The sequence below is a fragment of the Micromonospora sp. PRAS1 genome, assembly GCF_059553435.1.
Genome location: NZ_JCANNB010000022.1, coordinates 55,297 through 71,740, shown reverse-complemented (window position 1 = coordinate 71,740; position 16,444 = coordinate 55,297). Strand labels below are relative to the sequence as shown.

6 protein-coding genes are annotated in these 16,444 nt (G+C 67.7%); 2 read left to right on the top strand and 4 right to left on the bottom strand.

Translation table 11 applies throughout. The features are described from left to right. Nucleotides 1-337 precede the first annotated feature (337 nt). The 4 genes from AC507J_RS20675 to AC507J_RS20660 all read right to left on the bottom strand — a co-directional run bounded on the left by AC507J_RS20675 (nucleotide 338) and on the right by AC507J_RS20660 (nucleotide 14,382). Nucleotides 338-745, bottom strand: coding sequence for a hypothetical protein (locus AC507J_RS20675; protein ID WP_496290816.1), 408 nt, complete (start codon nucleotides 743-745; stop codon nucleotides 338-340). Next, nucleotides 726-7,532: a polymorphic toxin-type HINT domain-containing protein gene (locus AC507J_RS20670; RefSeq protein WP_496290815.1), complete on the bottom strand. Its 6,807-nt coding sequence runs from the start codon at nucleotides 7,530-7,532 to the stop codon at nucleotides 726-728. Before AC507J_RS20670 ends, AC507J_RS20675 begins: the two co-directional genes overlap by 20 nt. Before the next feature lie 95 nt (nucleotides 7,533-7,627). Further along, entirely contained in the window at nucleotides 7,628-11,155 is a 3,528-nt protein-coding gene (locus AC507J_RS20665; protein WP_496290814.1) for a LamG domain-containing protein, read from the bottom strand. Nucleotides 11,156-11,211: 56 nt separating this feature from the next. Next, complete coding sequence (locus tag AC507J_RS20660) at nucleotides 11,212-14,382, bottom strand: DNRLRE domain-containing protein (RefSeq protein ID WP_496290858.1); 3,171 nt, start codon at nucleotides 14,380-14,382, stop codon at nucleotides 11,212-11,214. A 373-nt stretch (nucleotides 14,383-14,755) separates the two neighbouring features. On the opposite strand from AC507J_RS20660, the gene AC507J_RS20655 reads away from it, so the two are divergent. Together AC507J_RS20655 and AC507J_RS20650 are read left to right on the top strand one after the other, a co-directional pair. Continuing rightward, nucleotides 14,756-15,100, top strand: coding sequence for a CU044_2847 family protein (locus AC507J_RS20655; RefSeq protein WP_496290813.1), 345 nt, complete (start codon nucleotides 14,756-14,758; stop codon nucleotides 15,098-15,100). Further along, entirely contained in the window at nucleotides 15,090-16,256 is a 1,167-nt protein-coding gene (locus tag AC507J_RS20650; RefSeq protein ID WP_496290812.1) for a CHAT domain-containing protein, read from the top strand. Before AC507J_RS20655 ends, AC507J_RS20650 begins: the two co-directional genes overlap by 11 nt. Nucleotides 16,257-16,444: the final 188 nt, after the last annotated feature.

Below are 16,444 nucleotides of genomic sequence, written 5' to 3'. Positions count from 1 at the left end.
GTCGGGAAATCGGCGCCGGGCACCAAAGCGCGAATAATCGACGCCAGCTGCGCGCGACAATCTCCAAGGATCCCGCCTATTTCCGGATAGTCAACAACAACGCCGACCTCTCCTTGTCGACCTTCGCCACCTTGCCGCCGGCCAAACGGCGCGCTTCCTCGAAAATGAGCCAAGCGGAGCGCCACTGGGAAAGCCGCAGCGAGCCGGACGAATTCGATCCGGCTCGCTGCGGATAGGATCAACTTTCCTATGCGATCACTACGATACTCCTGCACCCCAGGCGAACCTTGAACCGCACCTAAATCCTCCCCTGAATCACTCCCACAGGGAACATCAACTACCAATCGAGAAGCTCTGGAGGGATTCCCGGATCGCGATAATCAATGACACCCGAGATACGAATAGCGCGAAGTTGATCACCCTGCGACTTGAGGAGTGCGATCAACTCCTGGTATCTGGTTGACCGAGACTCTGCGCCTGCCGCTAGGTACGCACTCCACGCGGCACTGCAATCTTCCTGCTGCGCCTTGGCCAGTGCCGCCAGATTCCATAGTTCAACAGCGGTGGACTCAGCCTTTCTGGCGTGAACCCACTTATTGAAACGAGCATCCTCGGCGATTAGCTCACCTGCGGCTTCGACTAGGTCAAGCCCAACTCTTGCCGACAAAATCATGCCTGCCGCTAGGCCAACGAGACTGGCTGGGCCCACTTCACTCATTCCGACGTCACCCAACCCTTCGGCCATTCTGAATCAACCACCTTGCGAGCCCGGTGGAGGTACTAGGAACGTCCACGCCACCAGCACGTAAAACATCGCCACAATACGTGAGACAGCTATTTGTCTCAACATCGTAAGGATCCTGCTCAACGCCAACCGTATCGCGCTGGTATCGCTGAGCCTTGGCGCCATTCGGCAGGTCAACTTCATACCGCCTGGCGCGAGGCGATACGACTTCATCAAAGTAATCCGGCTCGGTGATGTCACCTTCGGCGCCCAATCTGTGAGTGCTCACCACCTTACCGTTGACTTCGACATCGATCGACGCGTGGCCGCCTTCCCAATTGACGGTTGCCTTGCCGTTGCAGTTGTGCACGAGGACCGGCGTCGTGCCGGCTATCACATAGTACGTGTGGATCTGGTTGACGGTGAGGTCGTGCATGACCTCTTGGCCGAGGTAGGACCTTACCTTGGCCACGGTCACCGATGAGCCGTCGCTGGTCATCATCGACTCGCCGGCACGCAACTCGGCGGCGTCGATCCAGGCCGATCGGTCAAGGCTCCAGAACGGGTGGTTCGCCGTGGTCTCGACGAGCACCTGCCCGCCGTCCGGGGTGGCCAGGGTGAGGTCGGTCAGCTCGATGTCCAGGTTGATGTAGGTGGCTACGACCTCCTCGACCGTGGTCTTCCCCGTTTCGGGATCGGTCGCGACGACCCTGTCCCCCGGCTTCAGTGTCTCGATCGGTCGTACCGAGCCGTCTGCCATCAGGACGAGCGTGCCGGGCGCGAAGCTGTGGCACCCCTTGAAGTACGTCTTGATACCGTCGAAAAGCTTGACGAGGAGTTTGCCGACGCGGTCGGTGAGGTCGGCGAGCTTTTTCCATTTCCAGGGTGCGCCGTATCTGGCGGCCAGTTTGCCCAGGGCACCACCGATCGCGGCTGCTGCGACGTTGCCGGCGGTGGCCAGACAGCCACCCATGTCGCCCTTGAGGAAGCAGTCCAGGGCATCGGTGATGCCCAACTCGTCCATCAGGATCTTCGCCAGGGCCTTCGCGGCGTTGAGCATCTTCGCCTTGGCCGCGGCAATCCGGCGCTGCCGCTCCTTCTCGGCCGCTGCCTTGGCCGCGGCTTCCCGCTCGGCGGGCGTCGCGCGAGGGTTGTTGTGTTGGTTCTTGCCCGGCACGTCCGGGTCGTACGCACCCGAGCAGCCATCACACCCGTCGTTGTGGCCGTCGACCTTGTGGTAGTTGCCGTACATGTCCACGTAGTCAGCGCCAGGACCACACGCGTCGTCGGAGCAGAACCGCAGACCGTCCGGGTCCGAGAACGAGATCGGGTTGTTGTTTGCGTACGCGTACCCGTTCATCTGCTGCGGATCGTTGACGTCGATGATCGGGTCGACCGAGATGAACCGGCCGGTGATCGTGTCGTACTCGCGTGCGCCTATGTTGACCAGACCGGTCGTGGAATCGATGTTCCCGTTGACGAAGCCCTTCTCCGTCGGCCATTGTCCCGGCCCCGGTGGGGTGCCGCGGTTCTCGCCGTACGGAGTCGTCCGGCGGTGGGTGATCGCACCGCTCTCGTCGACAGTCGCCTGACCGGTGCCGTGGTGGTCGCTGGCCACGTATTGGACACCGTTCAGCTTGCGGACCAGGGTGCCCCCGCCGGGCAACCCGTAGTAGCGGGTGGCGTCGGTGTTGCGGGTCTGGTGGTCGAGCCGGATCTCCATGCCGGGTAGATAGAGGGTGGTCGCGGTCGGCTCCTTGCGGAGCATCCGCGAGCCGTCCACGTCGTAGAAGAAGCTGGTCTTCTTGCCGGTGGCGTCGGTGACCGAGGCGAGGTTGCCCTCGGCGTCCCAGACCAGGGTCTGATCCTCGCCGGTCTTCGTCCGCTTCGTGGTGTTGCCGGCCGCGTCGTACTGGTACGAGTAGAGCCGGTCGCCCTGCGGGGTCTTCTCCGTCATCTGCTGCAGGGTGTGCGGCTGCGCCTGGCCAGCCGCCGGATAGGTGTAGCTGCGCTCGATCAGCGAGGTGCCGTTGCTGGCGTACTGTGTCTCGGTCTTGCGGTTACCGGTCAGGTCGAATGTGTAGGCGTGGTGGTACGGCGCCACCCCGCCGACGCCGGTGACCGACGGGCCGCCCGCGCACGGGTCGGTCGCGGTGCTCGCTGACGTCCACGCCCGATCCATCCGGCGCAGGTAGTCGTAGGTGAAGCACTGCGTGTCCCGGGTTCCGGACGGGTTGTTCTCGATCCGCAGGATGTTGCCGGACTGGTCGTAGGTGTAGCGGGCGTCGATGTCGACGACCGGGGCCGCCTCACGGTCCAGCCGCTGTCGGGTGAGCCGCTTGGAACCCTGCTCGTACTCGTAGGTCGACCACACTTTGCGGGTGCCCACCAGCGCCTCGGTCTGGAGCACCTCGCCGGTGGCGGCGTAGTCGGTGTCGTTGAGGTACGTGTCGTCGCCGGTCAGCCCGATGAGCCGTTCCAGCCCGTCATAGGTGTAGGCGATCGTCTCGAACGGCAGCCCGCCTCCGTCGGACATGCTCACCGACTGGATCGAACCGTCCCGGTTGTACTCGGTGCCGAAGGTGTAGAGGCCGGCGAGTTCCGCACCGGCGTGCTCCGGCACCGAGTAGTAGGTGGCGTGCGGCCGGTAGAACTCGTCGTAGGCCGCCAGGTAGGTGGCGTACTCGGCGCCGTCGATCCACCGGCTCGTGGAGGAGAGCGTGCCGAGCAGCTCCAGGTCGTAGGTCCAGCTGCTCAGCAGCGTGCCCGTCTCGGCGGCGCCCCGGTAGACCGCGGTCTGGCGGCCGATCTGGTCGTAGGTGGTGCTGATCCGGGCCCCAACGCCGTTGACGGTGCTGGTCACCCGGTCCAGGGCGTCGTACTCGACGGTCGACGTGCCGGCGTCCGGGTCGATCGACTTGACCTTGCGGCCGAGTTGGTCGTACTCGTGCCGCCACACGTTGCCGGCCGGGTCGGTGACCGAGGCCAGGTGGCCGGCCTTCGTGTACGTGTATTTGGTGCTGTCCGCCGCCCCGGACGGGCTGGCCCCCTTGTACTGGAGGAGTTCGGTGGTCTGGCCCAGGGCGTTCATGATCGTCGTGGTGGGAGTGCCACCCTGTGGGGGGTCGACCGAGATGCGGTCACCGCCGTAGCTGGTGGTGGTGTGCCACTTCTCGTTGCCGGCCACGGCGAAGATCTCCGTCTTGACCCGGTCCGCGCCGTCGTAGACGTAGTGGGTCTGGCCGTTCACCTCGCCGTTGACCGCCGGGTAGATGGTGTCGCGCGGCGCGCCGGCCACCTGGTAGGTGGCGTACGTCTTGGCGAGCTTGCCGGTGCCGGTGTAGAAGGTGTCGGCGACCAGCCGGGTGCCGTCGGGCCCCGCGGTCTGCACCTGCCTCGGCCGCAGCAGCCCGTCGTGCAGCGCGTACTCGACGTTGTAGGAGCCGTCGTTCTGCCGCCGCTCGGTCTTGATCGCGACCGGCTTGTCGGTGCGGACCAGGTAGGTGTACCGGATGCTCGGGTCCAGCCCGTCGGCACCGGTCCGATCCGGCATCCACACCTTCGACAACCGACCCAAGGCGTCGTACTCGAGCTTGCTGACCAGCTGGTTCGGGTCGGTCTGCTTGATCGGCTGACCCCAGGCCGGCGCGTACTCGGTAGTGGTGGCGTGCTCCAGCGGGCTGGTCTGCTTGACCTTCGTGGTCAACCCGTGCGTCTCGGTGTAGTCGGTGGTCGTGGTCGCGCCGAGGGCGTCGGTCGAGGTCTTCGGCCGGCCGTACGAGTCGAAGGTGCCCTCGGCCGCCCGGATGTACGTCGCGGTCGTGCCGTTGTGGCTCTTCAACCGCTCGGACCGGGTCGGGTTGCCGGCCTTCGACGCGACCCCGAAGGCGTCCCCGTCGTAGAAGGTCCGGTTGTCGGAGAGCACGTCGGTGGCCCGGTTCGGGGTCGCCGAGCAGCGCACCGACACCGACTCCACCCGGGAGACCAGGCTGTAGTAGTGCCGGTCCGCGTTGTCCGCGTAGTAGGTACGGGTGCAGGACTCGTCACCCACCACGTCCACGTCGCCGTGGTGTTCGGTCTCGGTCATCCGGCCGAATCCGGTCTCGAACTTGTTTGTGGTTTTCGTCTCGCGCCACGCTCCGCTGGACACCTTCACGAAGCTGCGCGTCTCGGCCGTGTTGGTGAACCATGCCTTCCGCGTACCGCCCGGGATGGTCTGGCTGGCCTTCTCGTGTCGCCAGGGCACCGAGATGCTCTTGCTCACCTCGTTGGCGCCGTCGTAGGTCGCGCTCTCCAGTTGATGGCCGGAGAACTGGTCGTGGTCGGTGTGCTGCACACCGGCGGAGTCGCTGACCTTGACGTCCCGGGTGCCACCACCTGGTGCCTTGTCCCCGTGCAGTCCGCGCAGGTAGCGGTGCTCGGCCTTGGTGGTCTGGAGATGCCCTTCCCCGGCGGTGACGATCACCCTGCCGTAGCCCCGCCACTCGCTCCAGGTCTGGTCCTTGGGGTCGGTGATGCCGTCCGGATCGGCATGCCGCCAGCCGGCGTCACCGCGGTAGTCGTACTTGGTCACCATGTCCGGCGAGCCGCCGGTCCGGTCGGTCTCGATGACCTGCTCGACCACGTATTTGTGGAACCAGTCGGTGATCGGGTCGCCGCTACCGAGCGGGTTCCACTTGACCGGATAGCACCGCCTGGTGCTGTTGCCCGGGGTCGGGAGGTTCGACACCGTGCAGTCCGGCTCCTTGTAGTTGACGTCGATCTGCCCACCGGCATCGGTCCAGACGGTGGCCAGGCGGAACCGGATCAGCGGAGAAATGGCGTCGTCCGGCTTGTCGATCCGGTTCGCCAGTTGCAGACCACCGAGTTCGACCGCCGGCATCGCGATCGAGCCGCCGACCAGGCCCCGGTGGGTGATCTTGTGCAGCCACAGCGTGCGGGAGCCGTCAGCGTTGTCGGTGAGCAGGTGGTCGAGCTTCCACTCGTCCACCGGAGTCCAACCCGAGGCGTTCCGGATCTCGGTGGTGATGCCGGTCAGGCGGGCCCGGGTCCAGAACGTCGGGGTGATCTGGTCGGGCTTGCACTTGGTGTCCTTGTTGCAGTTGCGGTCGAACGGCACGTCCGGCCAGTGCGAGGCCGTGGCGGTGGTCAGGTCCGCCGGGTCGCAGTCGATGTTCCCGGTCGGCAGGCACCGCTCCTTGGTGTCGAACGTGACCCGGGCCGGGGCGTTGGCGGTGTAGATGGTGTTTTCGCGCTGACCGTAGTCGATCCGCTTCAGCCAGCCGCCACGCACGTACCGGACCCCGTTGACGTCGGTCCGCTTGCCGCGCGCGTAGTAGTTGGCCTCCTGGTGGTAGAAGTACGAGGTGACGTTGCCGGAGCGGTCCTTGACGTAGTCAAGGCTCCACCGCCACGCTTGATCACAGTACGACTCGGCGAACGTGGCCTTGTTGCACGGCTCCTTGTCGTCGTCGCCGTAGATCGGCATCGTCCAGGTGGAGGCGGTCTCCTCCTTGCCCGACGTCCAGCCCGGCAGGCGGTTGCGACCGAAGTGGTACTCGGTGCCGTCTACGGTGGTGACCACCCAGTACTCGTTGTTGTCGTCGTCGTTGACCGTGTCGAAGCGCCGCTGCACCTTAGAGCCGTCGTCGGTGGCGAAGCGGAAGGTGTGCTCGCCGGTCTTTACCAGCTCGGTGGACTTGCCGTTGAGCATGATCGTCGCGTTGTCGAACGCCCAGCACTGGTCGGCGTACTGGTCGTGCCCGTCCTCGGAGCACGGCTTGTAACGGCGTTCGATGTGGCCCGGTTCGTAGTTGAAGCCCTCCCCGATCCAGGAGCCCTGGTTGTTCGTGGCAGCCGTCCGCCCGTCCACCGACTGCGACGAGTAGGCCAACGTGATCGGCGGTGCGTTGCCACCCGGCACCGGCGGCGTCCGCAGCGGGTAGCTCCAGGAGAATCCGCCGGTCGACGGGGCCACCGACCACTTCGAGGAGGGGGCCAGCTTCGTCGCGCCGTAGTCGCCCTGCGACGAAGCGTCCTCGGCGACCATCGCGAAGAGTGCGCCGGTGCTCGCCTCCGCGGCGACCGTCTTCGCCTCACCATCGTTTGTGGTCGGCACCGGTTCGCCACCGCACTCCGGCTTCCCCGGGCTGGTCAGCGCACACTCCGGAAGCCGGATCAGCCGCAACCGGGCGCCGAAGTCGCCGCCGAACGCACCGGCGAACCCCTCGTAACCGAGACCGAGCCGGACCTTGCCGGCGGCGGACTGGCCGTCGGCCCGGGTCACCCGGACGATCGGGCCGTCGACCCGGGCCTGCTCGGAGGCCTTCCGGTCGAGCACTTCGACCCGTACCTTGCCGGGCGCGGCGGACCGGTCCCGGTCAGCGGTGCCGGATCTGGCCGCGGATGCCGGTGCGGCGGACGCGGCGGCGACCGAGATCGGCAGGCCACCGGCGGTTGCGGTGGTCGCCGGCCCGACGGCGTCGGCTGTCGCGCGGGCCGCCGACTGCGGTGTCGGTACCGCGATCTCCACCGCGCCCGCCGTGGGCCAGGAGACCGGCGCGGGTTCGGTGGTGGCGGCGGCGACCGCCGGGTTGGCCTTCATCGGCCGGGCCGGTCGGGCATCCCGCTCGGGCAGCGGCGTGCCGGTCGCGGAGGTCGACGGGCGGTTCGGCTTCGGCTCGGCCGAGGCGGGGACGGTGGCGACCTGAATCAGGCTCGCGCCCATCACACCGGCCATCACCCAGGAAACCGGTCGGACGATCCGGCGGTTGAACGCGCCGGGGCGGACCAGGAGTCGGGAGAACATCACCCCTCCAGGGGTCGCGGGTACGAGGAGAAAGACCTAGGCACACGGGGGCGATGGTGGGTCCGCCCGCGGCGCGGGCGGACCCACTGGCCGATTCAGAGCAGCGGTTGTTCGCGGATGGACACGTTGAGCTTCTGGATCAGCACCGGGTCGGTCACCCCGTCGTAGACGCGGAGATCGTCGACCGCCCCGGACAGGTGCTCTCGGTAGGCGTCGTCGATGAACGCCCGGCCGACTTGCACCCCTCCGGTGGCCACGAACGGCGACGTCAGCTCGATGGCCTCGCTGAAGGTGCCGTTGACGTAGAGCGCCATCTCGCGGATGTAGCCGTTGTAGACGAGGGTGAGGTGGTCGCCCTTGCCGATGAGCTTCGGTGCTTCGCCGGTGACCCGGGTCGTCCAGGTCGGAGCCACCTTGTCGGTGTCGGTGGTGGCGAGTTCCCACTGGCCGTCCTGATTGCAGCGCACCACGACCGAGCTACCGCGCGAGCCCTTCTGGGCGAACACCGTCATCGGCGTACCCGCGCAGTTGCTTGTCAGTTTGACCCGGGCGCTGATCGAGAAGCTGCCCGCCATGTCGGCGTTGATCGGCGTGCTGGCGTAGCTGTTCGAGTTGCCGGCCAGGACCAAATGCCCACCACCGAGGAGCGACAGCGCGGGGTGCACCAGGATCGAGGCCTGCGGTCCCAGGGTCATTCCGGCGCCGCCCCGGTCCTCGGGGCTGACCTTGCCGCTCTCCGTGTTCAACCGCCAGTACGCCTTGCGGCTCGGCGCGGTCTTCTTCAGCCCGGTGACTTCCTCGGGGAGGATCAGCCGATCGAAGACGGAGACGTCGGCCATCGAACCCTGCCAGTTGTCGACGTACCCGCTCTTGGTCAGCACCCGGCCGAGCTGGAGCGGACCGCGTGACTTGGCCAGCGACCGGCGCTGCGCGACGCGTGGTTGGTTCGTGCCGACCTGGAGTGACATCTCCCGCTTCGTGCCGTCGAAGATGGCGGTGACGTACGTCCAGCCCGTGGTTGCCGCGTCACCCTCCACCTGCCATCGGCCCAACGTGTTTACGTCGTTCACCGGCATCCGGAAGTGCCAGGTCCCGTTCTCCACCCCCAGCACGAAGCCGGGCTCACCGGTACCGTCCTGGCTGACCGCCGTCTGCCGCCGGCTGGGATTGTCGATCTTGAACCAGCCGGTGACGGCGAAGCTCGCCGACGTGTCGGTGAGCACCTGCCGGACGGTGGCGAGGTAGGCGTTGCCGCTGCCGTCGAAGCGGGCGGCGGTGTCGGAGGTGCCGCCCGGGCCTTCCTCACCGAAGGTGACGCCGCTGCCGGCGGTCGCGTTGTGGTCACCGAGAGCGTCGTCCGCCGCGCCTTCTCCCGCGACCTCACCGAGGGACCACTGGGCCGTCGGCGGCCGCTTGCCCACCCGGAAGGTGCAGGACGCGATGCTGCTCGATCGGCCGGCCCGGTCGATGGCCTGGACGTTTATCGTCCGCGGGCCTTCCCGGTCCGGGTACCAGTTGGGCAGCGTGACCGGACCGCCGTCGGTGGTCGGCCGCAGCGAGTTGGTCGGCACCGGGTTGACGTTGAAGCCGTACCGGTACTCCACCACGTCAGTAGCGGCCGAATCGAAGGTGAAACTGCCAGGTACCCCGATCGAGCCGAGCCACTCGTCGCTTTCGATGCAGTGCGGCGCCTCGGGCGTGCCGTTGTCGGCCGCGTCCTGCGGCAGGTAGACGTCCGAGTCGACGTCCGGTGCGCTGGGGCTGGTCTTGTCGAAGAAGAACTGGCAGCGATGCTGTTCGTACGAACTCCACTTGCTCCAGGTGATGTCGTCGCCGGCCCGGACCTCCCAGTAGATGGCGACGTTCTGGGGGATCTCGTTCGGCACGGGCCAGGTGAACACCGACCCGCTGGACTTCTTCCCGGTGGTGTACGTGCGCGTCTGCAACGATCCACCGGGCGGGGTCCAGGTCACCTTGAACTCGACCTTTACCTGCTCGGCCTTGGCCGAGGAATGGTCCGGGTCCCGGGCGATCGCGCTCAGCCGAGGCGGCACGTCCACGTACGGCGCGTTGCTGCCGCTCACGCACTGACCACCCGGCGACATGGTGAGCTCACTGATCTTCGGAATCAGGGGTGCCCGGTTGTACTGCACCGACAGCAGACCGTTGTCGCAGAAGCGCTTGCTGTGCGTGGAGTCGCCCTCGTTGGCGGCCCGCACCCCGAGGACGATCGAGCCCCGCGCCTCGTCGGCGGCGATCTCGACCGCCTTCTTCGCGTTCCAGCTGAAGTTGTGGTTCGTCGACGTGCAGCTCGCCTGGGTGCTGGTGTGTGATCTCGTGTCCACCAGGGTGGCACCGCTCCAGCCGGAGCCGCCCGGCTGGTTGCTCCAGTTCGTCGACGAGCCGATCTTCGCCGACTTGGGCATCAGGTAGAGCGCGGCGGCCCGCGCCGTCGAGTTCCAGGCGTGTTGCATGGTCACCCGGAATTCCGCGCTGAGGATCTCCTTACCCGCGTACGGCGTGGAGACCTGGTAGAACAGCCGCTTCACCTTCGAGTTGTTACAGGAGTTGGGGCAGAGCCCGATCCGTTCGTGCCGCTTGCCGTCGAACTTCCAGTACTCCTCGTTGGGATAGCCACTGTCGACCATCGCCCAACCGCTGTTGGTGTTGCTCTGCCACACCGGGTCGACGAAGAGCGGGAAGGACGCCTCCGGATCGGTGAGCATGGCCCGGTCCGGCGTCAGGGTCAGGGTGCCGTCGGCGTAGTCCAAGCCGACCTGCGCCACCCGGGAGCTGTCTCCCGGACCTTCGGCGGACGCGGCACCGGGGTCGATGGAGGTGCTCAGCGACGATGTCCGGGCGGCGGCGTTCTCGCCGTCACCCGCCTGGCTGCCGCTGTCCCACATGGTCGGGGCGTCGGCCTCCAGGACCGGGTTGTTGGTGACCGGGTCGAGCGCCACCACCCCGCCCTCCTCGGTCTCCTGGATGATCAGCCCCACGCCGGTCACCCCGAGCCGGAGGTTCCGCAACTCCGGCAACTCGGCCGCCTCCGGCGTCTTCACCACAAGCACGTGCGAGAAGCCCTCGACGGTGACGGTGGCGACGAGGTCGACGTCCGGGAAGACGTTCGGGTAGACGGCCTGGCTGCCGCTGACCGCCGGCGCGGGAAGCGACCCGTGCGGCCAGGTCAGCGTCATGCTCTTCTGGTCCCGGGTCACCACCATCAGCGGGACGTTGCCGCCCTGGGACAGCTGCATCCCGAGCAGTGCCGCCGCGGGGCCGTACGTGCCGTTGGCCTGCACGGTCAGGGTGGCGTCGGCGGGCACCCAGGCGTCACCCTGGGTGACCCGGACCGGCTGCGCGTGGTCGTTGGCGATAAGCGTGCCGTCCGGCTGCGCGAAGACGTCCCGATGTTCGGTGCGGTGGGACAGCACCTCCACCGGCTGGTTGAGCGCCGCCGCCGCGACCAGCGCCTCGGCCTCGGTGTCTCGGACCGGCTCCGCCTCCAGCGCCGCCACCGGCGCCGGCGGCACCGTCGGCGTCTGGATGAACACAAGCGTGGACATCAGACCGGCCAGGCCCAGCGTGAAGCCGAGCGGAAACAACCGGTTTCTCGTTCTCATCCGCTTGGCCACCTTCTGGTCCTCCCCCGTTGAACTGCGCGGATCCATGTGTGCCATCAGCCGATCTCCGCCCCGAACGCGGTGTGCCCGGTGGGGAGCCCACCCTGTCCGGGCTGCCAGGTGCTGCTCGGGGCCCGGTTGCCGGCCGCCAGGTCGGCCCACCGGAAGCCGTACACGGCGTCCGTGCCGTACGGGGTGCCGACGTGCAGTCGCTGTGCGGTGGCCGAGAGGGAGGTGCCGACCAACTCCTGGCCGGTCGCCGAGCCCGGCAGGCTGCCGCCGCGCCGGTCCAGCGTGATGGGCGTGCCGATCGGGTTCGCCAGGGCCGGGAAGATCCGGACCCGCCCCGAGTCGGCGGCGCCGTTCGAGGCGTCCTCACCCGGCACGCCGATCGCGATGAACATCGTCGAGTTGGTGCCCTCACTGGCCGGCGCGGTGTTCACCACGGCGACTTTCTCGCCCAGGTAGTTGCCGTCCGCCGAGGTATAGGTGATCTCCGGTAGTTCGGTGAAGGTGTTCGCCGCCGTGATGTGGAAGCGGTGGACCAGCCCGGCATCCGGTGCCGGCGTGTTGGTCGCCGCCACCGTGATGTCCTCGCCCGGCACCCCGACGACCAGCAGTGAATCCGCCTGGCCTGCCGGCCTGCCAACTGGACGGTACGGGGCGAGGGCGATGGACTTGCCGAAGTTGTCGTTCGCCTCCGCCACGTTCGAGACGTTCGCGACGTCCTGCTCAAGGCCGGCCGCGAGCGTCGGCAGCCCGTTGGTCAGCGTGTGGCTGAAGACGTTCACCGCTCCGGCGAACACCTCGGTACCGATCGCCTCGCCGGGCGAGCCAACCGCCCAGTGGTGCGTGGACGCCGCGACCGAGAAGCCGGTCCGATCGTCGATCTCCGCCGCGCCGGGGATGCCACCGCCACCCTGGCTCAGCGCGACGTTCACATTGCCCCGCAGGTAGTGCACGATGCCGGTCAGAGCGTTGGCCAGCCCTTCACCCGGGACGCCGATGACCAGGTACGGCTCACCGCTGGCGGTCCGGCTGCCGGCCACGGCGTAGCCGAACCAGTCGTACGCCTCGGCGGTGTCCGGCACGTTCGTGACGTCCTGGTGGTAGACGACTGACGCGGCCCCCTGGGCCAGGCCAGCCGGCGAACCGAGCAGCACGTAGACCGCACCGGCCTGGGCCTGCCCGCTGACGCTCTGGTTCGGCACCCCGACCGCGAGGTCCGTGCACCCGTCGTTGTTGGCGTCGTACGCGGAGACGGCCGTCCCGAACCGGTCGCCCGCCTCCGGCGCGCCGGGTACCTTGGCCGCGCCCTCGTGCAGGGTGTGCACTGTCGTGCCGCCGCCGTAGGCGACGTTGATCCGGCCGGCGCGGCTGGCGCCGTTCACCGTGGCCTCCGGATCGGCGATGGCGATGTCGGCGACACCGTCGCCGTTGAAGTCGCTCTCCGTGCCACCGGTGCAGCCGGTCACCGGGGTGCCCGTCGTGTGCACCTGAATTTCACAGAACGACGACCAGAGGTCGCTGCCGGTGACGCCGTCTGCCGCCTTGACCCGCCACCGGTAGATCCCACCGTCGACGAAGGCTCCGGCCGGGACCGTCGTCGACGCGGTGGCGCCGGACGCGACGGCGCTGAAGACCGCCGTGCCGATCGGCTTGTCGGCGTTCATCGCCCACCACTCGAAGGTGACCGTCATCGCGGTGCCGTCTCCGTCGGAGACGCCTGCCCTCAGCTGCGGCGTAAGCGTGTTGACCAGCGGTCGGGACGCCCCGGTGGCGCAGGTCGAGGCGGGGACGGTGGAGCGGGCGGTCACCGTCGGGTACGAGTTGTACGTCACGGAAGCCTTCGGGTCCTCTGCGGGGGCCGGGCCCTCCCGTGACCGGAACTGCTTGAACCCGGCGGTGATGGTCTCGTCCGTCGCCCGGATGCCCATGCCGGCCCGGGTCTTGTTCGCCGTGGCGGCGCGTTGGAAGAAGTTCTTGCCGTCGATCGTCGCCCAGGCGTCGGCGCAGTCGGTCGAGCCGTGTGTGGCGGTCGAGGTTGCCTCTCGGTGGTCCCACGATGGCTGGTTCGTGAAGGTGGTCGTGTAGGTCGACGTGCCGGTGGACCAGATCTCCCAGGACGTCGGGGTGCAGGTGTGCGACCAGAAGTTCCAGAACGAGACCGTCGCGGCGGTGATCTGCTTGCCGGCGAGGGCCGTGGTGTCCCAGGTGATGAACGACCGGGTGAGCGTGGCCGGCGTGGTCGCCAGCAGCCCGATGTGGAGGTTGGGCTGCTGGTTCTGGTCGGTTGTCACGGTTTCTCGGACGTAGGTGTCGAACGTCGTCCCCAGCGGGTTGACCGTCGGGTCGATGGTGACCGGGAAGACCGTGGAACTGCTGCGCAGCCAGGCCGGATCGGGAGTCAACGTCAGTTCCACCCGGCCGTCCCGCTGAACAACGTCGGTGCGGACCGGCTTCACGCTGGCCGGGTTGCCCGCGATGTCGCGGCGCGCGTCCCACATCAGCGGGGCGGGAATGCGAGCCGTCTGCGCGCCGGCTCGGTTGGTCATGGTGACCGATCCGTCGGTGCCCCGCGTGGCGGTTGCCACGCCCGGGCCAGAGAAGGGAAAGTGGACTTTCTCGACCTGGGCCAGGGCCGCCCGGTTCTTGACGATCAGGAACTGCTCGAAGCCGAGACGGGTCGCCTCCACCACCAGGTCGACACCGGGTCGGGCGTCCGGGTAGGTGGCGCGGTTCGCGCTGAGCACCGGCGTGGGCAGGGCTCCGGACCAGCCCATGGCGACCCGGTCCTCGCCACGGCCCACGGCGACGAGTTCGTGGTCGCCGGCCTCCGTCGGGCCAGAGATCCGCAGGTCGTTCGGGTGGGCGACCGGCGCCACCGAACCGTCCGGCTGCGGGCTCAGCCCGAGGTCGACCGGAACCCACTCACGGTTCCGCTGGAAACGCTGCACGCCGGCGGCGACGTCAGCCCGAAACTGCCCGTCGGGCAGTGCGAAGACCTCGGTCGTCTCCGAAGTCAGACTCTTGACCTGCACCGGCTTACCGGTCTCGCGGGCCGCTCGCAGCGACTCCGCCTCATCGGTCCGGCTCTGTACGCCACCCGTCACGCCATCCGGTCCGGCGGCCTGGAACTCCGCAGGTTCACCCGGAATGCCCGCCAGCGCGGTGGCCGTCAGCACGACGACACCTGCGGCAAGGCATGATCGGACAGTGGCCGTCACTCGACGTGCCACAACCCCTCCCCCGTGAATATGAAGTTAGCGAGCGAGACTTTAGGGACCGTTCAACCAAGAGCACAAGGCCGGTCACATCCCGTCACGACGGATCGCGCCGAAGTGGACATCACCCTCGGCCATTGATCGAAACCAGCCGACCAAAGGAGATATCTGCAGCTCATTGCGCCGATGGCAGCTAAGGGAAAACCCGGTTTCCAGCACACACGCTCAGCACCATGACGCACCCTGGAACGGAGGTTGTCAATATTGCGTCAGGTAATGGCGGCGAACGACCGCCCAGCAGGACTTTTGCTGACAATCCCCCCGTCCTGCGCCGCACGGGAATCGCTCGGGTGCACTCGTCGGTCACCATGGACCGGTGGGAAACTTTGACGTTGGTGACCGTCCGATCAGGATTGAGATCGAGCCGGTTCCCGGTGCGGAGCTTGCCGGAATCTACGGCGATGGCGAAACCCGGGGGCCTGATGGCCGGGTGCTGGCGACCGGACGTGCCCTCTTCGACGACGCTCTCGACCTCGTCGATGCCTGCGCCGAGGCGATGACCGCCCGAGTGGACGCGATGGCCGGTCACCGCCCCGACGAGATCGAGTTGCAGTTGGCGGTCAAGGTGGACGGCAAGGTCGGCGCCCGGATCGTGGAGCTCACCGCAGGCGCCCAACTCCAGGTCACACTGCGCTGGAAGGCGTCCCCGGATGGTCCTTGACCCGGCCAGGCTGCCCAGCGGCGAATCGGCCTCGCTGGGCACCACCACCATCGACCTACGAGCGGCCTATCCGCCGGGGGTGGCGGTCCTGGACGTCCTGCCACTGGTCCACGACGACGGTCAGCGGTTCGGACTACGTGGCTACTGCTGCTGCGACGAACTGCTGTGGACCGCGCCGGACCGACACCGGCGGCCGGGCCGGATCGATGTGGCCGCCCTGATCACCAGGGATGGTGGCGAGTCACCGGCGCACACGTTTCTTCGCCTCAAGAACTGGTCGAGTTCCAAGATCGAGCTACAGCGCTGGCTGACTGGCCTGCGCGCCCGACACGGCGACGAGCTCACCCTGATCGTCCGGGACTGCACCGACTTCGGCATTCCCTGGGAGTTGTTCTGGTTGGCCGGGCCGGACGACGGAGACTGGCTGGGCAGCGCCGTCACCGTCACCCGGTGGGTCACCATGCCTCGAGCCAGGTCGATGGTCAGCCGGCTGCCGCAGCACCGGGCGAAGGCCGGCGGCGAAGTGGTCGCGTACCTGGCCGACGGGCCAATGCGGGCGGACCTGGAGGTGCTGAAAGACCTGAATGCGGTGATCACCGAGACGTTCTGGGACCTGCTGGCCAGGCTGGACGAGCCGGGCGGCCCGTTCGCCCTGGTCTATGCGGCCTGCCATGGCAGGTTCAGCGGTTCCAGCCTGGAGTTCCTGCTCGATGACGCCGTGTCGGTGGCCGACGTGGACACGGCACGCCTTTCCCGACTGGCCCGGTTCGGCGGGCTGGTCTTCCTCAACGCCTGCCACTCAGCCCGGCTGATCGACGATCCGGAGTACAACGACGCCACCCAGCGCGGCTTCGCCGAGGCGTTCCTGCGGGCCGGGGCGACCGGCTTCCTCGGCACGGTCGGGGTGGTCGCCGAGGAGCAGGCGCACCGCTACCTCCGGGAAGTCATCAGGCTGCTGCGCGAGCGGCCTGGCACGCCGATCGCGGTGACCATCCGTGATCTGCGTCGGAGGTACAGCGTCCGTACCCCGCCCCGGTCGAACGACCCGGCCGCGGCACGGGCACTGCTGCCGTTCTTCCACACTTTCATGTACGCCTACTATGGCGGCCCGAGCGACTATGCGACGCTGCCACCGCTGCGGGAAGGCCGCCGATGAGCAAACCGCTCTCCTCCACCCGGTCCGAGATCACCGTCGAGCCGATCGTCCGGTGGCCGCGCACCGCAGTGATCGGTCAGGACTACCTGGTGGAGGTCTGGATCGAGGCTACGACCGGCGAGGGCATCGCGCTTCCGATTCTGCTCGACGGCGCACCGCACTTGCGGGTACGCGCGGTCGAGGAGCCA